The 20775-nt window shown below is 68.8% G+C and carries 18 protein-coding genes; 7 read left to right on the top strand and 11 right to left on the bottom strand.

All coding sequences use genetic code 11. The features are described 5' to 3' along the window. Positions 1-406 (top strand): hypothetical protein (locus tag QRD43_RS14455; protein ID WP_285983164.1); only part of this gene is annotated, 406 nt, incomplete at its 5' end. Here QRD43_RS14455 and QRD43_RS14450 read toward each other — a convergent pair. The 5 genes from QRD43_RS14450 to QRD43_RS14430 form a co-directional block, all read right to left on the bottom strand. Then, the gene (locus QRD43_RS14450) at positions 342-1850 is read right to left on the bottom strand and encodes a tripartite tricarboxylate transporter permease (protein ID WP_285983163.1); all 1509 of its coding nucleotides are present in this window, start codon (positions 1848-1850) and stop codon (positions 342-344) included. The two genes, QRD43_RS14455 and QRD43_RS14450, sit on opposite strands and share 65 nt — an antisense overlap. Before the next feature lie 9 nt (positions 1851-1859). After that, on the bottom strand, positions 1860-2321 hold the full coding sequence (locus QRD43_RS14445) for a tripartite tricarboxylate transporter TctB family protein (RefSeq protein WP_285983162.1): 462 nt from the start codon (positions 2319-2321) through the stop codon (positions 1860-1862). A gap of 97 nt (positions 2322-2418) precedes the next feature. After that, the gene (gene tfpB / locus QRD43_RS14440) at positions 2419-4212 is read right to left on the bottom strand and encodes a type IV pilus assembly ATPase TfpB (RefSeq protein ID WP_285983161.1); all 1794 of its coding nucleotides are present in this window, start codon (positions 4210-4212) and stop codon (positions 2419-2421) included. After that, complete coding sequence (locus QRD43_RS14435; RefSeq protein WP_285983160.1) at positions 4212-5030, bottom strand: spermine/spermidine synthase domain-containing protein; 819 nt, start codon at positions 5028-5030, stop codon at positions 4212-4214. Before QRD43_RS14435 ends, tfpB begins: the two co-directional genes overlap by 1 nt. Next, the gene (locus tag QRD43_RS14430; RefSeq protein WP_434063885.1) at positions 4987-5556 is read right to left on the bottom strand and encodes a DNA-deoxyinosine glycosylase; all 570 of its coding nucleotides are present in this window, start codon (positions 5554-5556) and stop codon (positions 4987-4989) included. Before QRD43_RS14430 ends, QRD43_RS14435 begins: the two co-directional genes overlap by 44 nt. Before the next feature lie 73 nt (positions 5557-5629). On the opposite strand from QRD43_RS14430, the gene QRD43_RS14425 reads away from it, so the two are divergent. After that, positions 5630-6442 carry a mechanosensitive ion channel family protein gene (locus tag QRD43_RS14425; protein ID WP_434063882.1) on the top strand — a complete coding sequence of 271 codons (813 nt, stop codon included), beginning with the start codon at positions 5630-5632 and terminating at the stop codon, positions 6440-6442. 4 nt (positions 6443-6446) lie between these two features. Here QRD43_RS14425 and QRD43_RS14420 read toward each other — a convergent pair whose 3' ends face one another. From QRD43_RS14420 to polA, 6 genes are all read right to left on the bottom strand, one after another. Continuing rightward, complete coding sequence (locus tag QRD43_RS14420; protein WP_285983159.1) at positions 6447-7730, bottom strand: glycosyltransferase; 1284 nt, start codon at positions 7728-7730, stop codon at positions 6447-6449. A 13-nt stretch (positions 7731-7743) separates the two neighbouring features. Continuing rightward, positions 7744-8553, bottom strand: coding sequence for a TatD family hydrolase (locus tag QRD43_RS14415; protein ID WP_285983158.1), 810 nt, complete (start codon positions 8551-8553; stop codon positions 7744-7746). Positions 8554-8569: 16 nt separating this feature from the next. Then, positions 8570-9439, bottom strand: coding sequence for a formyltetrahydrofolate deformylase (gene purU / locus QRD43_RS14410; RefSeq protein ID WP_285983157.1), 870 nt, complete (start codon positions 9437-9439; stop codon positions 8570-8572). Positions 9440-9484: 45 nt separating this feature from the next. Beyond that, positions 9485-10177, bottom strand: coding sequence for an ABC transporter ATP-binding protein (locus QRD43_RS14405; protein WP_285983156.1), 693 nt, complete (start codon positions 10175-10177; stop codon positions 9485-9487). Next, positions 10170-11426, bottom strand: a complete 1257-nt coding sequence (locus QRD43_RS14400) for a lipoprotein-releasing ABC transporter permease subunit (RefSeq protein WP_285983155.1) — start codon at positions 11424-11426, stop codon at positions 10170-10172. Before QRD43_RS14400 ends, QRD43_RS14405 begins: the two co-directional genes overlap by 8 nt. 218 nt (positions 11427-11644) lie before the next feature. After that, complete coding sequence (polA, locus tag QRD43_RS14395) at positions 11645-14434, bottom strand: DNA polymerase I (RefSeq protein ID WP_285983154.1); 2790 nt, start codon at positions 14432-14434, stop codon at positions 11645-11647. Between the two features lie 85 nt (positions 14435-14519). Here polA and QRD43_RS14390 point away from each other — a divergent pair, with 85 nt between their 5' ends. From QRD43_RS14390 to QRD43_RS14370, 5 genes are all read left to right on the top strand, one after another. Then, positions 14520-14888, top strand: a complete 369-nt coding sequence (locus QRD43_RS14390; RefSeq protein WP_285983153.1) for a hypothetical protein — start codon at positions 14520-14522, stop codon at positions 14886-14888. Positions 14889-14932: 44 nt separating this feature from the next. Further along, positions 14933-15913 (top strand): homoserine kinase, encoded by a 981-nt coding sequence (locus tag QRD43_RS14385; protein ID WP_285983152.1) that lies wholly within the window; start codon positions 14933-14935, stop codon positions 15911-15913. Next, entirely contained in the window at positions 15914-16771 is an 858-nt protein-coding gene (locus tag QRD43_RS14380) for a BPSS1780 family membrane protein (protein ID WP_285983151.1), read from the top strand. Between the two features lie 190 nt (positions 16772-16961). Then, positions 16962-18923 carry a PhoX family protein gene (locus QRD43_RS14375; RefSeq protein ID WP_434063881.1) on the top strand — a complete coding sequence of 654 codons (1962 nt, stop codon included), beginning with the start codon at positions 16962-16964 and terminating at the stop codon, positions 18921-18923. Positions 18924-19154: 231 nt separating this feature from the next. Next, on the top strand, positions 19155-20591 hold the full coding sequence (locus QRD43_RS14370) for a peptide MFS transporter (protein WP_285983149.1): 1437 nt from the start codon (positions 19155-19157) through the stop codon (positions 20589-20591). Positions 20592-20775: the final 184 nt, after the last annotated feature.

Below are 20775 nucleotides of genomic sequence, written 5' to 3'. Positions count from 1 at the left end.
TCGCTGCCTGCCGCTTCGTTTCGCGTCGCTGACTTGTCATCAGCAGAGAAGCGAGATTATGACTGAATTTCTTTCGTATCGTCAAGCATTTTTGAAAATTTATTTTCGAAACTTTCAAACCGCCTGGCGAAACATTCAGATCTCGCCGCGCATCAAGACCGAAATCTCTCTGCGCCCCGCCACCTCTGTTTTGCGCTTCGTTTCGAAGCACTGCATCAGCAGCGAAGCCTTAGACTGTAGCACAGCTTTTTCGGCCAACGCAAGACTTTCGGAAGAAATTCTTGAAGAGGGCCTCCCGGCCCTCTTCTCGCATGCGGCCGGCACCCGCACTCCCGTGCCGGTCAGTCTTCCTGGAAGGCCTCTTCCCGCTTGGAGCGGATGGAAGGCAGCATCACCACCAGGATGAGCAGGAACGCCGCCGCCAGCAGCCCGGCAGACAGCGGCCGGCTGACAAAGGTGCCCCAGTCCCCTCGCGACAGCAGCAGCGCGCGACGCAGGTTCTCTTCCATCATCGGGCCGAGGATGAACCCCAGCAGCAGAGGCGCCGGCTCGCAGCTGAGCTTGTAGAAGACATAGCCCAGCAGTGCGAAGCCCGCCGTCAGGTAGACGTCGAAGGCGTTGTTGTTCAGCGTGTAGGTGCCGATGCAGCAGAACACCACGATCGCCGGGAACAGGAAGCGGTAGGGAACCGACAGCAGCTTGATCCACATGCCGATCAGCGGCAGGTTCAGCACGACCAGCATCAGGTTGCCCACCCACATCGAGGCGATCAGGCCCCAGAACAGCTCCGGATTGCTCGTCATGACCTGCGGGCCGGGCTGAATGCCCTTGATTGTCATCGCGCCCACCATCAGCGCCATCACGGCATTGGGCGGAATGCCCAGCGTCAGCATCGGGATGAAGCTGGTCTGCGCGCCGGCGTTGTTGGCGCTCTCCGGTCCGGCAACCCCCTGGATGGCCCCCTTGCCGAAAGCATGACGGGGCTTGCGCGCCACCTTCTTCTCCAAGGTGTACGCCGCGAAGGAGGCCAGCAGCGCGCCGCCGCCGGGCAGCACGCCCAGCACCGAGCCCAACGCGGTCCCGCGCAAGACGGCCGGCCAGGCGTCCTGGAAGTCCTCCTTGGTCGGCCACAGGCCCTTCACTTCCTTGGTGAACACCTCGCGGTGCTCCGCCGGCTGGCCCAGGTTGGCGATGATCTCGCCAAAACCGAAGACACCCATGGCGATCACCACGAAGCCGATGCCATCCGAGAGCTCGGGAATGTCAAAGGAGAAGCGCGGCGTGCCGGAGATCACATCGGTGTTGATCTGCCCCAGGAGCAGCCCGAGGACGATCATGCTGATGGCCTTCACCAGCGAGCCGGACGCCAGGACCACCGCCCCGATGAGGCCCAGGACCATCAGGGAGAAGTACTCTGCCGGGCCGAACTTGAAGGCCATCTCGGTCAGCGGGGGCGCAAAGGCGGCGATGATGATCGTGCCCACACAGCCGGCAAAGAAGGAGCCGAGCCCCGCCACGGCCAGCGCAGCCCCCGCGCGCCCCTGGCGGGCCATCTGGTAGCCGTCGATGGCCGTCACCACGGAGCTGGACTCGCCCGGCACGTTGATGAGGATGGCGGTGGTGGAGCCACCGTACTGCGCGCCGTAATAGATGCCGGCCAGCATGATGAGGGCCGGCGTGGCATCCAGCGAGTAGATCGAGGGCAGCAGCATCGCGATCGTCGCGACCGGCCCGAGGCCCGGCAGCACGCCGATCAGCGTGCCCAGCATGGCGCCCAGGAAGGCATAGAGCAGATTCTGGAGCGTCAGCGCCGTCTGGAATCCGAGCAGGAGGTTGTCAATCAGGCTCATGGTCACTCCTCAAGCCAGGAACACGGGCCAGACCGGAATGGTGAGCTTCAGCCCCCACACGAAGATCAGCCAGCTGCCGGCGGTCAGCACCACCGCGCTGATCAGGGCGTCCCTCCAGTGGAACTCGTCGCCCGCGAGCGAGGAGATGAAGACCAGCAGCGGCAGCGTCACCACCAAACCCAGCCGGGGCAGCGCCAGGCCGAACAGGGCGATGGCGCCGACGATCACCAGCAACGGGCGCCAGGCGATGGGGCCGATGGGATCCCCTTCGGCCGATTCGATCGTGACGGCCTTGAACAGCACCATCCCGCCCAGCAGCGCGAGCAGCACCCCCAGGCTGAAGGGGAAGTAGCCGGGGCCGGGCTTTGCGGAGGAACCGAACTGGTACTCCGTGGCGCCCCAGGCAAAGGTCAGGCCGACCAGCAGAAACAGCAGACCGGACCAGAAGTCTCGTTGGCTCTTGATCTTCACAGAGCGCCTCTCTTGATGTTGTCGATTGATTCTAGGCAGCGCCCCCGAGGGCCCGGCTGTGGTTTCCACGTAAGGCACCACAAGCCGGCATTTCGACTCAATGCACCCACTCCGGTGTGCTGCGCAGCACCTCGTCCAGCGTGGTGACCCCCTCGGCCACCTTCATCGCGCCCGCCAGGCGCAGGGGCCGGAGGCCTTCCTGCATGGCCTGCCGGCGGATGGCCGTGGTGTCGGCCTCGGCGTGAAGGTGCTTGCGGACAGCCTCGTCGAACATCAGCAGTTCGTACAGGCCGGCCCGACCACGGAAGCCGGTGTTGCGGCACTCGAGACAGCCCACGGGCTTGCAGGCCCGGACCTTGCCGTTCATGCGCCAGGGCTTGAGGGTGTCGTTGAGGATGTCGGCCGTGACGCTGTCATCCGGCTGCTTGCAGTGCTCGCACAGCGTGCGCACCAGCCGCTGGGCCAGCACGCCGATCACGGTCGCGTTGATCAGATAGGGCGGCACGCCGAGGTCCAGCAGGCGGGTCACGGCGGAGACGGAGTCGTTCGTGTGCAGGGTGCTGAACACCAGATGGCCCGTCAGCGAGGCCTGGATGGCCATCTCCGCGGTTTCGAGATCCCGGATTTCGCCGACCATGATGATGTCCGGGTCCTGGCGCATGAGCGCCCGCAGGCCTTCCGCGAAGTTGAAGTCGATCGCCGACTGCACCTGCGTCTGGTTGAAGGCGGGCTCGATCATTTCGATCGGGTCCTCGATGGTGCAGACGTTGACCTCGTCCGTCGCCAGACGCTTGAGCGTCGAGTAGAGGGTGGTCGTCTTGCCGCTGCCCGTGGGGCCGGTGACGAGGATGATGCCGTGCGGCTTGGCCACCAGGCGGTTCCAGCGCTCGGCATCGTGGCGGGAGAAGCCCAGCTCGCTGAGGTCCTTGACGGCGTTGTCGGGGTCGAAGATGCGCATGACCATCTTCTCGCCGAAGGCGGTCGGCAGCGTGGACAGCCGCATCTCGACCTCCTCGCCGATCGGGTTGCGTGTCTTGATGCGGCCGTCCAGCGGCCGGCGCCGCTCCACGACATCCATCCGGCCGAGCAGCTTGATGCGCGAGACCATCGCGCTGAGCACCGTGGGCGGCAGCTGGTAGACGGTGTGCAGCACGCCGTCGATCCGGAAGCGGATCAGCCCGAGCTCGCGGCGGGGCTCCAGGTGGATGTCGCTGGCGCGCTGGTCGAAGGCGTACTGCCACAGCCAGTCCACGACCTGGACGATGCCCTGGTCGTTGGCGTCGAGCTGCTTGTTCGAGCGGCCCAGCTCGACGAGCTGCTCGAAGCTCGCCGACGGTGCCGTGGCGCCGGACTTGGCGGCCTCGCGCACGGACTTGGCCAGCGTGAAGAACTCGGTCGTGTAGCGCGAGATCTCGTTGGGGCTCGCCACCACCAGCTTGATCTGCTTGCGCGTGTGGGCCGAGATCTGCTCGACCCAGCCGATGTCGAAGGGCTCGCAGGTCGCGACGGTGATGTCCATCAGGCCGAACTGCACCGGCAGGCAGCGCTTGGCCTCGGCATAGCCGACGGACATCACGTCCGAGACCCGGCCGACGTCCACCTTCAGCGGATCGATGCGCAGATAGGGGATGCGGGCGCGCTCGGCCAGCCAGGCGGTGAGCGCCTCGATGTCGAGCAGCTTGCCGTTGGAGACACGATGCATGGAGGCCCCGGCCAGACGCAGCAGCGGGTGCTGGGCGCTGTCGCCCGCGCCGAAGCGCTGCTCCACGCGCTGGGCGGTCTCGGCGTCGATCACGCCGTCCTCCTGCAGCCAGCGCAGCAGCGGGCGCCATTCCAGGCGGCCGGCGGGATGGGACACCGCGGCGGCCTCGCTCCTCGTGGCACTGTTCATCAGGGCAGCTCCGACATCTGGTTGAGGATGCTCATCGGCAGCGGGCGCACCAGCCGCAGCCACTTGCGGGCCGGCAGGCCATGGCTGCCGTAGCGCTCCTCGATCTTATCGGCGCGGCGCTCCAGTTCCTCGCGGTCGGGCACCTGCACGCCCCGGGCCGCCACCACCACGGTGTTGCCCTCACGCGTCGGGGCCAGGCTCCAGACCTGGTCGCTGCCGAAGACCCGGGCGATGCGAGCCGCACTGCGCGCGAAGCTCGCGGCCCGGCCGAAGAGGTTGACGGTCATCACGCCGCCGTCGGCCAGCACGCCGTGGCAGGCGGCATAGAAGGCCTCGTCGTCCAGGACCGGAGACGCCGCCTCGTGGTCGTACAGGTCCACGTTGAGCACCTGCACCGTCTGGAGATGGGCCGGGTCGGCCACCCAGCGGGCGGCGTCCTGGTTGATCACGGTCAGGCGCTCGTCGTCCTCGGGCAGGTGGAACCAGCTGCGGCAGGCAGCGATGACCGTCGGGTTGATCTCCACCGCGGTCGTCTGCATGCGCAGCACCTTGTGGCAGAAGCGGGTGATGGCGGCGGCGCCGAGGCCCAGCTGCACGGCGTGGCCCTCGCGCAGGGATTCGCTGTCCCGCCAGAGCATCCAGGCCATCATGCGCTGGATGTATTCCAGCTCCAGCACCTGCGGCTTGCGGATGCGCATGGCGCCCTGCACCCAGATGCTGTCGAGGTGCAGGAAACGCACGCCGTCGAATTCCGACAGCGTCGCAGGCGTCCATTCAGGGCTGGCGGAGCGGCCCGCCGACTTCTTCTTCGTGTTCATCCAGCAATCCGGCAAAGGCAAACGCCTCGCGCCAGGCCGCGAGCTTGCGCTCGAAGCTCCAGCTGGCGTTGGCCGGGCTGGACGAGGGCAGGCGGAACACGGGCAGGCCGAGGGCTTGCGTGACGCGCAGGCTGCGCGCCGATTCCCCGCCATTGTGTGCGATTGCCCGCAGCTGCGGCAGGGTGTTCACCAGCGCTTGCAAATCATTGGGCGCTGCGGCTCGGATGTCGGCGTCGAGGCTGCCCTCACGCTGGCAGCTCGCATAGACGTCCCAGACAGCGAGGCCGCGCGAGCAGGCATAGGCGCAGCGGGCCTCGTAGGGCAGCGCACGCAAGTCCTGACCCCACAGCGCGGAAAGCAGCGGCCAGAACTGGTTGCGCGGGTGACCGTAATACTGCTGTGCCGTGAGCGAGGCGACACTCGGGAAGCTGCCCAGCACGAGCAGCCGCGCGCCCGGCGAGGCCAGGGCGGGCAAACCCTGCAGCACGGGAGGCGTCCCAGCCGCTTCAATGGGGGCCGCTGTCATCCGGCGGGTGGCCGGCTGCGTTCGTCGTGCCATCTCAATCACATCCACTCAAGAAAGTACACGGAGGATTGCCATGCTGAATACCGAAGCCATCTGGGAGTTCCTGCGCACCCAGGGCACGGATTTTGGACTCAAGGTGCTGGCCGCGCTGGCGGCATGGATCGTCGGACGCTGGCTCATCGGCGTCGTGATCCACCTGATGGGCGCCGCCATGGAGCGAGGCAAGCGCATCGACTCGACGCTCTCCCACTACCTGCGCTCCATTCTCTCGGTCATTCTGAACATCGTCCTGGTGCTGGCCATCCTGGACATCTTCGGCATCCGCACCACGTCCTTCGCCGCACTCCTGGCGGGCGCGGGCCTGGCCATCGGCACGGCCTGGGGCGGTCTGCTGACCCACTTCGCCGCGGGCGTCTTCATGCAGGTCCTGCGCCCCTTCAAGGTGGGCGACTTCGTGCAGGTGGGCGGCGTCACGGGGACGGTGCTCGAGATCGGGCTCTTCGGCACCACGCTGGTCACGCCGGACAACGTGCAGACCATCATCGGCAACAACAAGATCTTCTCGGACACCATCCAGAACTACTCGACGCTCCCGCACCGTCGGGTGGACTGCGTAGCCAAGATCGCCAACAGCGTGGACCCGCTGGACGCCATCGCGCGACTGAAGGCGGCCCTGGCGCAGATCCCCAACGTGGCCACCTCGCCGGCGCCCGATGTCGAGATCCTGAGCTTCACGCCGGAAGGCCCTCTGCTGTGCGTGCGCCCCTACACGCACACCGACCACTACTGGCAGGTCTACTTCGACACGCACAAGGCCGTGGTGGCCACCTTCGGGGCAGCCGGCTACCCGGTGCCGGAAACGCCGATCACGCCGCGCAACCGCTGAGGGTTCAAGGGCCGCTGCGGCCGAAGCGGGACGTGAGGATGCGCACCGCCGTGGCCACGCCGTCCTCGCTGCGCATCGCCAGCGCCGCCTCGCGGGCGCGCACCGCCCTCTGCGGATCCGCCAGCACGCGCCGCAGGGCCGCCGCCAGCCTGCGCGGCGTGACGTTGCGCCGGTCCAGCGCCCGGTGCCCGACGCCCAGCCGCCGCAGGGCCGACGCCCAGAAGCGCTGCTCGCTGATGTGGGCAATGACCACGGACGGCACGCCCGCCTGCGTCGCGGACTGCGTCGTGCCCGCCCCGCCATGGTGGACCACGGCCCGGCAGCGCGGAAAGATCCGCTGGTGCGGCGCGGTCGGCACAAACAGCCGCTGCGCGTCCGACGCATAGCCGCAGAGCGCGGCATCGTGGCACTGGATGATCGCGCGGCAGCCGGCCCGCGCCGCGGCCTCGGTCAGCAACGCCAGCACCCGGGTCTGCGCCTCGATCTCGCGGGGCATCCAGCTGCCCAGCGTCATGTAGACGGGCGCCTCGCCCGCGGCCAGGAAGTCCTCCACGCCAGGCGGCATCGTGCCCTCCAGGCCCTGGTTGGGCATGTCCAGGAAGCCGCAGACCTCGAGGTGCGCGGGCCAGTCCGGCGGCCGGGGGCACAGCTGGGGGCTGACCGCCACCAGGTTCAGCGTCGGCGACAGCCAGACCTCGCGCAGCACATCCCGCACCGGCGGCAGCCCCACCTCGCGACGCAGGCCGTTGACGTAAGGGGCGACCACGCGATGCACCGCCAGGCGCGTGAGCCGCCACAGCAGGCGATGTCCGAAGCGGCCAAGCCACGCCGGCGCCGAAGGGTGGGCGTAGGCGCTGGGAATGCCGACCGGCGAGAGCTGCACGCCCACGTAGGGCGTCGCCGACAGCGCGGCCGCGATCTGCAGCGGATGCATGACGTAATGGCCGAGCACCACGTCGGACGCCGCACACAGCTGCCGCGCCGCCTCGAAGATGGCGCCCTGCGCGGGCGCGAAGCACAGGCGCAGGATGGCGTCCAGCTGCCTCAGCGGGTTGCGTTCCCGATAGGCCGCCTCGCCATACGCCCTCGCCTGCTCGGGCGTGAGGCTCAGGGGTGTCAGGACCGTGACGCGGGCCCCCTGCGAGGACTGCAGCCCGGCGTGGGTCTCGTCCAGCGCGATGACCACCAGGTGCACCTCGTGCCCCGCCGCCTGCAGCCCGTCGGTCAGCGCCAGGAAGGGGCGGATGTCCCCGTGGCTTCCCCAGGTCAGCAGGCCGATGCGCGCCATGGTGGCCCCTTGTTCAGAGCGCCGAGAGCCGCGGCAGGGCGGCCCGTGCGTTCGCAGCGGTGAGGGCCGCGGTCTCGGCCGGACCGAGGCCGCGCAGCCGGGCCAGTTCGGCCCCGATGCGCGGCAGCTCGGCGGGCTCGTTGCGACTGCCCTCCCCCGCCGCCCGCTGCGCCGCCGTCTTGTACAGCCAGTGCGGAGGGATGTCGGGGGCATCGGTCTCCAGCACCAGCGTCTCGGCCGGCAGCGAGGCCGCCAGCCGCCGGATCTGCAGCGAGCGATCGAAGGTCAGCGTGCCGCCGAAGCCCAGCCGGAATCCCAGGTCGCAGAAGGCCTGCGCCTGCTGCTCGCTGCCGTTGAAGGCATGGGCGATGCCACCGGGGACGGGGATGCGGCGCAGCCCCGCCAGCAGCTGATCGGCACTGCGGCGCACGTGCAGCAGCACCGGCAGCCCCTGCGCGCGGGCCAGCTGGAGCTGCGCCGTGTAGTACTGCAGCTGCACAGCGGCGTCCAGGCCCGGCACGAAGAAGTCGAGTCCGATCTCTCCGACGGCGACCAGCCGCGGGTCGTCGCGCCAGGTGTGGAGCCGGTCGGCCAGCAGGGTCAGGTCTTGCGCCTCGGCCTGCATCACGTAGAGCGGATGGATGCCCAGGGCGTAGGCAAAGCCGTGGCGATGCGCCAACTCATGCACCGTGTCGAAGTCGAACGCCGCGACGGCCGGGAGGACGATCTGCTGCACGCCGGCCTCGCGGGCACGGGCGACCACGGCGTCGCGGTCCGCCTCGAACTCGGGCGCATCGAGGTGGCAGTGGGTGTCGATCCACATGCCTGCAGCCCTCGGCTCAGCGGAAGACGACGGTCCGGTTGCCGTTCATCAGCACGCGGTGCTCGGCATGCCACTGGATGGCCCGCGCGAGCGTGACGCACTCGGTGTCCCGGCCGATGGCCACCAGCTGCTCGGGCGGCATGCTGTGGTCGATGCGGGCGACCTCCTGCTCGATGATCGGGCCCTCGTCGAGGTCGGAGGTGACGTAGTGCGCCGTGGCGCCGATCAGCTTCACGCCGCGCTCATGGGCCTGGTGATAGGGCCGCGCGCCCTTGAAGCTGGGCAGGAAGCTGTGGTGGATGTTGATGGCGCGGCCCGACAGGTACTCGCACATCTCGCCCGAGAGGATCTGCATGTAGCGCGCCAGCACGACGAGGTCGATGCGGTTCTCCTCGATCACCTCGCGGATCTTGCGCTCCTGGGCTGCCTTCTGCTCCGCGGTGGAGTTCAGCAGCGGGAAGTGGTGGAAGGGAATGTCGTGCGAGGCGGCCAGCTGGTAGAAGTCCCGGTGGTTGGAGACGATGGCCGGAATCTCGATGGGCAGGTGGCCCGTCTGCACGCGGAACAGCAGGTCATTGAGGCAGTGCCCCAGCTTGGACACGAGCAGCAGCACGCGCGTCTTGGTCTCGCGGCCGACCAGCTCCCAGTCCATCTGCAGCTGCTGGGCCAGCGGCGCGAAGGCGGCCTGCAGCGCCGGCACGGGCGTGGCCTGGCTGCACTCGAACTCGATGCGCATGAAGAAGCGCCGGTGGTCGGCGTCGCCGTGCTGGGCCGAGGTCAGGATGTTGCCGCCCTGTGCCAGCAGGAAACCCGTCACGGCATGCACGATGCCGGCCTGATCGGGGCAGCTGAGCTTGAGAATGTAGCGGGGCGGGACAGCAGACATGGGGCCTCCAGGACAGTGGGGCACCGATCCTACTGCAGCCCGCCCTCAATCCTGCTGGAGTCGGCCGCCGACGAGGTTCAGGCGGGTTTCGCAGCGTGCGGCCAGCTGCTGGTCGTGGCTCACCATCACGAAGGCGGTGCCCTGGCTCGCGGCCAGCTCCAGCATCAGGCCGAAGACGGCGTCGGCGGTCCCGCGGTCCAGGTTGCCGGTGGGCTCGTCCGCCAGCACACAGGCCGGGCGGCTGACCAGGGCCCGGGCGATGGCCACGCGCTGGCGCTCGCCGCCGGACAGCTCCGAGGGGCGATGCAGGACGCGCTGCCCCAGCCCCACGCGCTCGAGCATGGCCTTCGCCTGGGCCCGGGCCTCGGCCTCGGGCAGGCGGCGGATGCGCAGCGGCATGGCCACGTTGTCCAGGGCCGTGAACTCGGGCAGCAGGTGGTGGAACTGGTAGATGAAGCCCAGGTGCTCGTTGCGCCAGCGGCCCTGCTCGGCCGCATTCATCTGGGCGAAGTCCCGGCCCATCAGCTGCACACGCCCCTGGGTGGGCGCATCCAGGCCGCCCAGCAGGTGCAGCAGCGTGCTCTTGCCCGAGCCCGAGGCCCCGACGATGGCCAGGGTCTGGCCGCGTCGCACGGTGATGTCCACGCCGGACAGCACGGTCACATCGAGCGGCCCTTCCTCGAAGCGGCGGCCCAGCCCCGTGCCTTGCAGCACGAGCTCGTTCGAACGGTCACTCATAGCGCAGCGCCTCCGCCGGTTGCACGCGGCTGGCACGCCAGCTCGGGTAGATCGTGGCCAGGAAGGCCAGCACGAGCGAGGTGAGCGCGATGGGGACGATGTCCGACCATTGCGGATCGCTGGGCATGTGGCTGATCACGTAGACGCTGCTGGGCAGGAAGCTGGTGTTGAAGAGCCGCTCCAGGGCCGGCACGAGCACGTCGATGTTGAAGGCCGTGAGCAGGCCGAGCAGCGTGCCGCCGAGCGTGCCGATGATGCCGGAGGCCGCGCCCTGGACCATGAAGATGCCCATGATGGAGCGCGGGCTCGCGCCGAGCGTGCGCAGGATGGCGATGTCGCTCTGCTTGTCCGTCACCGTCATCACGAGCGTCGAGACGAGATTGAAGGCCGCCACGGCGACGATGAGCGTCAGGATGATGCGCATCATGCGCTTCTCGAGCTGCACGGCGTCGTACCAGCTGGCGTTGGTGCGGGTCCAGTCCCGCACCCGGATCGCCGGGCCGAAGCTCTTGGCGAGCGCGTCGCCCACCTCGCGGGCCTGGTGCACGTCCGCCAGACGCAGCTGCACGCCGGTCGGGCCGTCCACGCGGAAGAAGCGCTGGGCGTCCTGGAGGTGCACGAGCGCCAGCGCGCTGTCGTACTCGTAGTGGCCGGCCGTGAAGATGCCCACCACCTTGAACTGCCTGAAGCGGGGCGTGACGCCGGCCGGGGTCACGTCGCCGATCAGGGCGGCCAGCGTGATCCGGTCACCTTCGCGCACCTGCAGCATGCGGGCCAGCTCCACGCCGATCAGCACGCCGAACTCGCCGGGCACCAGGCGCTTGAGCGCCGTGTCCTTGAGCTCCGCCGCCAGCGGCGTGATGGACGGCTCCAGGGTCGGGTCGATGCCCCGCACGATGGCGCCGCGCATGTCCTCCCCGCGCCCGACCAGCACCTGGTTCGCCACGAAGGGCGCCGCCGCCTTTACGGCCGGGTTGCGCTGCGCCTGCGTCGCGAGCTGCTGCCAGTCCGGGAAGGACTCGCCCTGCCAGCCCATCAGCTCGATGTGCGACACCACCGACAACATGCGGTCCCGCACCTCCTTCTGGAAGCCGTTCATCACCGACAGCACGATGATCAGCGCCGCCACCCCCAGGGCGATGCCCAGCATCGACACCCCGGAGATGAAGGAAATGAAGCGGTTGCGCCGCCCGCCCCGGCCCGCACGCGTGTAGCGCCAGCCGATCTGCCATTCATACGGTAAATCCATCAATCACCTTGCATGCGCCGCCTGCGCGGCCTTGAACCTGTGATGCCCGAAGAGCCAGCCTTGCCGAGGGGCTCGCCCACTTGAGGGGCGAACGACGCCCGCATCGCACCCGCCCCTCTCGCCGGCGCAGCCCGGCGTCACGCCCAGAGCCCGAGGATCCGGCTTTGCCGGGCCTCCGGGCTCGCCCCCTGGGGGGCCGGCGCAGCCGGCAGGGGAGGTCAATGTGCTTCGTCCCAATTGGCCCCGACACCCACCTCGGCCAGCAGCGGCACCTTCAGCGCGGCCACGCCCGCCATCAGGCGCGGCACTTCGGTGCGAATCCAGTCCAGCTCCGCCTCGGGCACCTCGAAGACCAGCTCGTCATGCACCTGCATCACGATGCGGCTGCGCTTGCCCGCCTCGTCCAGCGCCTTCTGCACCGCGATCATGGCCAGCTTGATGAGGTCGGCCGCCGTGCCCTGCATGGGCGCGTTGATGGCCTGCCGCTCGGCACCGGCCTTGCGCGGGCCGTTGCCGCCATTGATCTCGGGCAGGTAGATGCGGCGGCCGAAGTAGGTCTTGACGTAGCCCAGGTCCTTGGCCGACTGCCGCGTCACATCCATATAGGTCTTCACGCCGGCGAAGCGCGTGAAGTAGCGGTCGATGTAGTCCTTGGCCGCCTTCTGCTCGATGCCCAGGGACTGGGCCAGCCCGAAGGCGCCCATGCCGTAGATCAGGCCGAAGTTGATGGTCTTGGCATAGCGGCGCTGCTCGCTCGTCACCTCGTCCACCGCCACGCCGAAGACTTCCGAGGCCGTGGCGCGGTGCACGTCCAGTCCGTCCTGGAAGGCCTTGAGCAGGCCCGGGTCCTCGCTGATGTGGGCCATGATGCGCAGCTCGATCTGCGAGTAGTCGGCGCTGACGATCACATGCCCCGGCGGCGCCACGAAGGCCTCGCGCACGCGGCGGCCCTCGGCGGTGCGCACCGGGATGTTCTGCAGGTTCGGGTCGTTGCTCGACAGCCGTCCCGTCACCGCCACGGCCTGCGAATAGGAGGTGTGCACGCGACCCGTGGTGGCGTTCACCATCTGAGGCAGCTTGTCCGTGTAGGTGCTCTTGAGCTTGGCCAGTCCGCGGTACTCGAGGATCTTGGCGGGCAGCGGGTAGTCGGCCGCCAGCTTGTCCAGCACCTCCTCGTCTGTCGACGGCGCCCCGGTGGCGGTCTTCTTCACGACGGGCAGGCCCAGCTTGTTGAAGAGGATCTCGCCGATCTGCTTGGGGCTGCCCATGTTGAAGGGCTGACCGGCGATCTCGTAGGCCTGCTGCTCCAGCGCGACGAGGCGCTGCGCCAGCTCGTGGCTCTGCGCCTGCAGGCGGGCGGCGTCGATCAGCACGCCGTTGCGCTCGATGCGCGCCAGCAGCAGCGAGACCGGCATCTCGATCTGGCGGTAGACGAAGTCCAGCCCGGCGTCGGCCTGGAGGCGGGGCTCCAGCAGCTCGTGCACGTGCAGGCACATCTCGGAGTCCTCGCTCGAGTACTCCGACGCCTTGGCCACGTCGACCTGGGCAAAGGGGATCTGGTGGACGCCCTTGCCGCAGAGGTCCTCGTAGCTCAGGCCGAGGCGGCCCAGGTGGCGTTCCGCGAGGGCGCCGAGGCCGTGCGTTTTGTGCGCCTCGAGCACATAGCTTTCCAGCATGGTGTCGTGCGCGTAGCCCTGCACGGCGATGCCGTGGTTGGCAAAGACATGCAGGTCGTACTTGACGTTCTGGCCCAGCTTGGGCCGACTGCCGTCTTCCAGCCAGGGCTTGAGACGGGCCAGCACCTCGTCCATCGGCAGCTGCTCGGGGGCATCCGGGCCGCTGTGGCGCAGCGGGATGTAGCAGGCCTCGCCCGGCTTGTCGGCAAAGGACAGGCCCACGATGCGGGCCGCCATGGGATCCAGGGAATCGGTCTCGGTGTCCAGCGCCACGAGCGGCGCGGCCTGGATGCGGGCCAGCCAGGCGTCGAAGCCGGCCCAGTCGAGGACGGTGTCGTAGCGGCGTTCGACCTGCGCGGCTTCGGCCGGCGGCTCGACATCGGCGAACAGGTCACCCGTCGTGCCGGCGGCCGGCCGGGCGGCCGGGGCCGGCTTCTCGGCGGCACCGCCGCCCAGCTCCGCCTCCAGCTCGCGCTTGAGCGTGCGGAAGCCGTAGCGGGTGAAGAAGTCGAGCAGGCCGGGCTTGTCCGGGGCCTGCAGCGCGAGGGCCTCCAGCGTCGGCCACTGGGGCACGTGGCCGGCCAGGTCGCAGTCCAGCTTGACCGTCACGAGCCGGCGGCCCATGGGCAGCCAGTCCAGCGCCTTGCGCAGGTTCTCGCCGGCCACGCCCTTGATCTTGTCGCTGCTGGCGATCACGCCGTCCAGCGAGCCGTACTCGGCGATCCACTTGGCGGCCGTCTTCGGGCCCACCTTCTCGACACCGGGGACGTTGTCCACCGTGTCGCCCATCAGCGTCAGGTAGTCGATGATGCGGTCCGGCGGCACGCCGAACTTCTCCAGCACGCCCGGCACGTCCAGGCGCTCCGGCGGCTTGGCCATGGTGTTGATCAGGCTCACATCGGCATTGACGAGCTGGGCCAGGTCCTTGTCGCCCGTGGCCACCACCACCTGGTGGCCGCTCTCGGCGCCGATCCGGGCCAGCGTGCCGATGGCGTCGTCCGCCTCGATGCCCGGCACCTCCAGCAGCGGCCAGCCCAGGAGCTTCACCACCTCGTGGATGGGGGCGATCTGCAGACGCAGGTCGTCCGGCATGGGCGGGCGATGCGCCTTGTACTCGGGATACCACTCGTCGCGGAAGGTCGGACCCTTGGCATCGAACACGCAGACCGCGTGCTCCGCCCCGATGTCCTCGCGCAGCTTCTTCATCATCGCCACGAAGCCGTGCACGGCGCCCGTGGGCTGGCCTTCGGGGCCGCGCAGGTCCGGCAGGGCGTGGAAGGCCCGGTAGAGGAAGCTGGAGCCGTCGACCAGCAGCAGGATGGGTTTGCTCATGGGGGCGCATTGTCACGCAAGGCGGCGCCGGAACCTGTCAGCACGCGGCCGGCAGGCGGCGGGTGGCCCCGCATAGAATTGCCGGATGCAAAACCCGACCCGCCTTCCTCCGTCATCGCCGGCCCGGACCGCGGCCCGGGTTGCCCTGTCCCTGGCCGGCGCGCTGATCGCCTCGCTGGCCACCGTTGCGCACGCCGCCGACACCCCGGCCGCGCCGCCGCTTCCCCAGGATCCCTCCGAACCGGCGGTGCAGGAGATCCGGCTGGAAGATGACAGCATCCGCATCGAGGAACTCCGGGTGCGCGGCCAGACGGTCAGCGCCAAGGTCAAGCCCAAGGGCCGCGCCGCGGAGTACGAGATCCTGCTGGGCGAGCCCGGCCGCGACCTGAGCCCCGGCGCCGCATCGGCCAAGGCCGGGGCCGGCCAGCGCGTCTGGCGCCTGTTCAGCTTCTAAGTTCCCCTCCGGCACGGCGCCCGCCGTGTCCAGCCCCACTTCCCATGGCCGTTTTCACCCAAGTCACCGTCGAGCAGGCCCAGGTCCTGATGGACCGCCTGCAGCTGGGCGCCGTCACCGCGCTGCGCGGCATCACCGCCGGCATTGAGAACACCAACTACTTCGTCAGCACCGAGCGCGGCGACTATGTGCTGACGATCTTCGAGCGCCTGGGCTTCGAGCAGCTGCCCTTCTACCTGCGCCTGATGAAGCACCTGGCGGGCCGCGGCATTCCCGTGCCGGACCCGCAGGCCGACGCCGCGGGCGAGATCCTGCACACGGTGCAGGGCAAGCCTGCGGCCGTCGTGAACAAGCTGCGCGGCGGCCACCAGCTCGCGCCCGATCTCTTCCACTGCGAGCAGGTTGGGGCCATGCTCGCCCGCATGCACCTGGCCGGCCAGGACTACACCCTCAGCCAGCCCAATCTGCGGGGCCTGCCCTGGTGGACCGAGACGGTGCCCGTGGTGCTGCCCTTCCTCGCCCCGGAGCAGGCCGAGCTGCTGTCCGGCGAGCTCGCCTTCCAGCAGCAGCTGGCGGCGTCCCAGAGCTACGCGGAGCTGCCGCGCGGCCCGATCCACGCCGACCTGTTCCGGGACAACGTCATGTTCGAGGGCCTGCCCGGCCGCGAGCAGCTCAGCGGTTTCTTCGACTTCTACTTCGCCGGCGTCGACACCTTCCTGTTCGACATCGCCGTGTGCCTGAACGACTGGTGCATCGACCTCGCCAGCGGCCGCCTCGACGAGGCCCGTGCCCAGGCTTTCGTGGAGGCCTACGAGCGCGTGCGGCCCCTCACCGGCGCCGAGCACCGCCTGATGCCCGCCCTGCTGCGGGCGGCGGCCCTGCGCTTCTGGGTCTCGCGGCTGTGGGACTACCACTTGCCGCGCGAGGCCTCGCTGCTCAAGCCTCATGACCCCACCCACTTCGAGCGCGTGCTGCGCGAGCGCCTCGCGCGCGCCTGGCACGCCCTCGCCCCTCAGGAACGCTGAATGGCCCTGACCCTTCACCTGCAGAACGTCCCGGCGGCCAACGGCCTGCTGTGGGTGCGCCATGGCTTCAAGATCGTGCAGCGGGCGCCGCTGGGCATGGTCGGCCTCTTCTCGGCCCTGATGCTGCTGAACCTGCTCACGCTGGCGCTGCCGGCGCCGCTGCGCTTCCTGCTGCTGGCGATGATGCCGCTGTTCTCGCTGGGCTTCATGCTGGCCACGCACCTGGTGCTGCAGGGCAAGCGGCCGGTGCCCAGCGTCTTCATCGCGCCGCTGCAGCTGACCCCCGAGCGCCGCAACACGCAGCTCGTCCTGGGCTTCAGCTTCGCACTGCTGACCGTCGGCGGCCTGCTGCTGGCCGACCAGCTGGACGGCGGCGCCTTCGGCACGGCGCTGGACAAGTTCATGGAGGCCATGGCGCAGGCCGGTCAGCCCGGGCAGGACGGCAAGCCGCCGGCCGACATGCCATCGGCCGACCCGGTGCTCTTCAGCGGCTTCCTGCTGCGCCTGGGCTGGATCGCCCTGATCAGCACGCCCTACTGGCACGCCCCCGCGCTGGTCCACTGGGGCGGCCAGGGTGTCCTGCAGGCGCTGTTCTCCAGCACCCTCGGCGTGTGGCGCAACCGCGGCGCCTTTTCCGTCTACATGCTGGGCTGGCTGGGCGTGCAGCTCGCCGCCAGCCTCGGCGGTGGCATGCTCAGTGCGGCCTTCGCACTGACGGGCCTGAGCGCACTGCTGCCGCTGCTGGGCATCATCGCGATGTACGCGCTCGGCTCGGCCTTCTACGCCTCGCTCTACTTCACCTTCGTCGACTGCTTCATGTTCGGCGCCCCGAAGGACGTGCTGGACAGCAAGACCTGACCCCGACGACGCCGCTGGCATCGCACGAGAGGCTCCTTCGGGAGCCTCTTTGCTTTGCCTCCCTGGCGCTTTGTGTCAGTGCCGCCATCAAAGCGTCACGGGGATGACATGGCCCCTGCCTAGAGTGCCGCCCCAAGCACCGCCCACCCTTCGGCAGGCGGTTCGAGCACCCTTCTGAATGAGCCAGACCATGTCCAGCACTCCCAATCGCCGCCAAGCCCTGAAGTTCCTGGGTACCCCCCTCATGCTGCCCTTGAGCGGCGTGGCCGCCACCTCCCTGCTGAGCGCCTGCGGCAGCGGCAGCGACGACACCCCCGCGCCGAAGCCCACGCCGAGCTTCGCCTCCGCCGCCTTCGCCGCGATGGCCGCGCCCAACCTGTCCGATGCCGCCTCCATGGCCAAGACCCTGGTGGCCTCCTCGCTGGACGTCACCCTGAGCGACAGCAGCAAGCAAAGCTTCAAGCTGGCCTACCAGCCCTTCTTCGTGACGGGCGACCTCGTGCCGGACGGCAAGGGCGGCACCGTGCTGGCCGGCGGCTACGTGGACATCACCGGCAAGGCCATCATCGACACGACCGTGGCCGGCAAGGAGCGCCAGTTCTTCAGCGACTCCCCGGACGGCACCTCGCTGCTGAGCGTGCCCAACGCCAATGTGGCCGGCGTGAAGGGCAAGGCCGTGTTCGCGGTCGTGCAGTTCGAGTACACGACCTGGGCCCAGGACGGCAAGACCGACATGTACGGCAAGCTGCCCTCCCCCATCGCCGTGCTGACCCTGGACCAGGACCAGACCACCGGCAAGCTGAGCCTGGTGAAGTACCACAACGTGGACACCTCGGCCGCCCACGGCCTGTGGATCACCTGCGGTTCCAGCCTGTCGCCCTGGGGCACCCACCTGTCCTCGGAAGAGTACGAGCCGGACGCCTTCACCATCGCCTCCAACACCATGTTCAAGGCCTACAGCAAGAACCTGTACGGCGACGAGACCAAGGCCAATCCCTACCACTACGGCCACCTGCCCGAAGTCACCGTCAACCCCGACGGCACGGGCACGATCAAGAAGCACTACTGCCTGGGCCGCATCTCGCACGAGCTGATCCAGGTGATGCCCGACAACCGCACCGCCATCATGGGTGACGACGCCACCAACGGCGGCTTCTTCATGTTCGTGGCCGACAAGGAGAAGGACCTCTCGTCCGGCTCGCTGTACGTCGCCAAGTTCGGCGCCGGCTTCTCGCTGGACCCGGCCGCCGCGGGCGCGCCGATCACCTGGATCAAGCTGGGCAGCGCCACCAGCGCCGAAATCGAGAAGCTGGCCGACACGCTCAAGCCCGCCGACATCATGGACGTGGCCACCACCGACCCGAAGGACGCCACCTTCACCAAGATCTGGCTGGGCGGCAAGGTCCAGTGGGTGCGCGTGAAGGCCGGCATGGAGAAGGCCGCCGCGTTCCTGGAAACGCACCGCTACGCCGCGCTGGCCGGTGGCTCGATGGCCTTCACCAAGATGGAAGGCACGACCGTCAACGCCAAGGACAAGATCGCCTACTCGGCCCTGCAGAACATCCAGTCGTCCATGGTCAAGGGCAATGCGGCCAACAACGAGGCCTACGGCGTCGGCGTCGACAAGGCCCTGAACGCCGGCGGCGTGTTCGCCCATACCCTGAGCGCCAGCCAGAAGGACACGGCCGGCACCGCCATCAACAGCGAGTGGGTGCCCAGCCTGACCCGTGCCCTGCTGCTGGGCGAGGACATCACCGCCGACGCCCTAGGCAACACCGGCAACCCCGACAAGGTCGCCAACCCGGACAACCTGAAGTTCTCGGAAAAGCTGCGCACCCTCTTCATCGGCGAGGACAGCAGCCAGCACGTCAACAACTTCGTCTGGGCCTACAACGTCGACACCAAGCAGCTCAGCCGCCTGGTCTCGATGCCTGCCGGCGCCGAAGCCACCGGCCTGGGCGTGGTGGACGACCTCAACGGCTGGACCTACATCACCAGCAACTTCCAGCACCCGGGCGACTGGGGCGGCATCCACAACGTGGTCAAGGGCACGCTGGAACCGCTGCTGAACACCAACTACAAGAACCGCTTCGGCGCCTGCGTGGGCTACCTGACCAGCGAGACCTCCAGCATCAAGCTGAACAAGGTCTGAGCCCGCGGGAGACCTCAAGAAAGACCCTGACACCGGATACACACCGTCTGTCTCGTTTGGCCCCCGGTGTCCCGGGGGCTTTTTTCTTTGAGCCCGGTCTTCCGGGGGCTCTTTTCTGTCGCATATCGCGATATATCGTCATCCAGGGAAGCCTGGATGGCGCTTCCTTCCCAGTTCAGCGACAGTGGCGGACCTTTGCAGTAGCCCCTTTCCCTTTCAGACAAGGCTGCCATGTCCGCCGTGCTTCCCTCTGACGCCGCCTCGAGCGGCGCTTCCTCCCAGGCCGCCTCCGGCGATCGCCTGGACCGTGCCTTCCTCGGCCACCCCGTGGGCCTGGGCTGGCTCGCCTTCTGCGAGTTCTGGGAGCGCTTCTCCTATTACGGCATGCAGGCGCTGCTGGTGCTGTACCTCAGCAACTACCTCTTCCTGCCCGAGAACATCGGCAACGTCGCCGGCATCGACAGCCTGCGCGCCCTGATCGAATCCGTGACCGGCCCGCGCAAGACGCAGCAGCTCGCGTCCATCGTCTTCGGGCTCTATGCCGGCCTCGTCTACCTCACGCCCCTGCTCGGCGGCATCGTGGCCGACCGCTGGCTGGGCCGCACCCGCACCATCACCATCGGCGCCTCGCTGATGGCGCTGGGCCACTTCCTGATGGCCTTCGACCGCAGCTTCCTGCTCGCCATCGCCTGCCTGCTGGTGGGCGTGGGGGCGTTCAAGGGCAATATCGCTGCGCAGGTCGGCGCGCTCTACAAGCCCGAGGACAAGCGCCGGGCGAGCGCCTTCCAGATCTTCATGCTGGCCGTGCAGATCGCGGTGATCGCCTCGCCGCTGGTCTGCGGCACGCTGGGCGAGAAGGTGGCCTGGCACTGGGGCTTCGGCGCCGCGGGCGTGGGCATGCTGATCGGTCTGGTGGTCTACCTGGCCGGCCGCCGCTACCTGCCGGCCGAGGCCCCGCGCCGCGCACAGGCCCGTGATGCCGCCGCGTCCGCGCCCATGACGGGCCGGGACAAGGCCCGCCTGGCCCTGCTCGTCTGCATGATCCCGGTGCTGATGCTGTCCATCGTCGGCAACCAGCAGTTCAACAACGCCTACCCGCTGTGGGCGCAGGATCACATGGACATGGTGCTCTTCGGCTGGTCCATTCCCCTGACCTGGCTGCAGGCGCTCGACGCCACGACCAGCCTGCTGACCATGCTGGGCTCCATCGCCTTCTGGCGCTGGTGGGCCACCCGCCGCCGCGAGCCGGACGAGCTGACCAAGATGGCCCTGGGCTCGGCCCTGGCCTGCACCGCGCCGCTGCTGATCGTGCTGGCCGCCCGGATGATCGAGCAGGACCACGCCCGCGTCAGCCTGGTCTGGACCCTCGGCTACAACCTGCTGAACAACCTGGGCTTCGCCAACATCCTGCCGGTGGGCCTCGCGCTCTATTCCCGCGCCGCGCCGCAGCGCATGGCCGGGCTGATGATCGGCTGCTACTACCTGCACCTCTTCCTGGGCAACACGCTGGTGGGCTGGCTCGCCGGCCTGCTGGGCGAGATGAGCGGCCCCAGCTTCTGGGCGCTGCACGCGGGTCTCGTGGCCTCGGCGGCGGTGCTGCTGCTGCTCTTCAAGCTGGTCTTCGGCCAGCTGCTCGACGACGAGCATGCGAAGCCGGCCGCAGCCTGAGCGCGGCGTTCGCTGGTGAGTCGCCATGGCCGGGGGGACCCGGCCATTTTTCGTTCTGCCAGGACTTGAGCGGGCCCGGCAGCGAGCCCGCCCGCGGCGGGGCGCAGTGTGCGGCGGCCGGCCCTGACGGGCCGCCTCCCCTGCGGTGCTCGCGGTCCGGAGCGGGCGCGTAACTCGCTCCATT

It is taken from the genome of Roseateles subflavus (genome assembly GCF_030285365.1).
GTDB lineage: Bacteria > Pseudomonadota > Gammaproteobacteria > Burkholderiales > Burkholderiaceae_C > Roseateles_B > Roseateles_B subflavus.
Note: the sequence above shows the minus strand (reverse complement) of the source record. Positions and strands in the feature narration are given on the sequence as shown.

Coding starts and splice junctions, on each gene's coding strand:
- QRD43_RS14450 (WP_285983163.1), bottom strand. CDS start 1,850: ATGAGCCTGATTGACAACCTCCTGCTCGGATTCCAGACGGCGCTGACG.
- tfpB (WP_285983161.1), bottom strand. CDS start 4,212: ATGAACAGTGCCACGAGGAGCGAGGCCGCCGCGGTGTCCCATCCCGCC.
- QRD43_RS14435 (WP_285983160.1), bottom strand. CDS start 5,030: ATGAACACGAAGAAGAAGTCGGCGGGCCGCTCCGCCAGCCCTGAATGG.
- QRD43_RS14430 (WP_434063885.1), bottom strand. CDS start 5,556: ATGACAGCGGCCCCCATTGAAGCGGCTGGGACGCCTCCCGTGCTGCAG.
- QRD43_RS14425 (WP_434063882.1), top strand. CDS start 5,630: ATGCTGAATACCGAAGCCATCTGGGAGTTCCTGCGCACCCAGGGCACG.
- QRD43_RS14420 (WP_285983159.1), bottom strand. CDS start 7,730: ATGGCGCGCATCGGCCTGCTGACCTGGGGAAGCCACGGGGACATCCGC.
- QRD43_RS14415 (WP_285983158.1), bottom strand. CDS start 8,553: ATGTGGATCGACACCCACTGCCACCTCGATGCGCCCGAGTTCGAGGCG.
- purU (WP_285983157.1), bottom strand. CDS start 9,439: ATGTCTGCTGTCCCGCCCCGCTACATTCTCAAGCTCAGCTGCCCCGAT.
- QRD43_RS14405 (WP_285983156.1), bottom strand. CDS start 10,177: ATGAGTGACCGTTCGAACGAGCTCGTGCTGCAAGGCACGGGGCTGGGC.
- QRD43_RS14400 (WP_285983155.1), bottom strand. CDS start 11,426: ATGGATTTACCGTATGAATGGCAGATCGGCTGGCGCTACACGCGTGCG.
- polA (WP_285983154.1), bottom strand. CDS start 14,434: ATGAGCAAACCCATCCTGCTGCTGGTCGACGGCTCCAGCTTCCTCTAC.
- QRD43_RS14390 (WP_285983153.1), top strand. CDS start 14,520: ATGCAAAACCCGACCCGCCTTCCTCCGTCATCGCCGGCCCGGACCGCG.
- QRD43_RS14385 (WP_285983152.1), top strand. CDS start 14,933: ATGGCCGTTTTCACCCAAGTCACCGTCGAGCAGGCCCAGGTCCTGATG.
- QRD43_RS14380 (WP_285983151.1), top strand. CDS start 15,914: ATGGCCCTGACCCTTCACCTGCAGAACGTCCCGGCGGCCAACGGCCTG.
- QRD43_RS14375 (WP_434063881.1), top strand. CDS start 16,962: ATGTCCAGCACTCCCAATCGCCGCCAAGCCCTGAAGTTCCTGGGTACC.
- QRD43_RS14370 (WP_285983149.1), top strand. CDS start 19,155: ATGTCCGCCGTGCTTCCCTCTGACGCCGCCTCGAGCGGCGCTTCCTCC.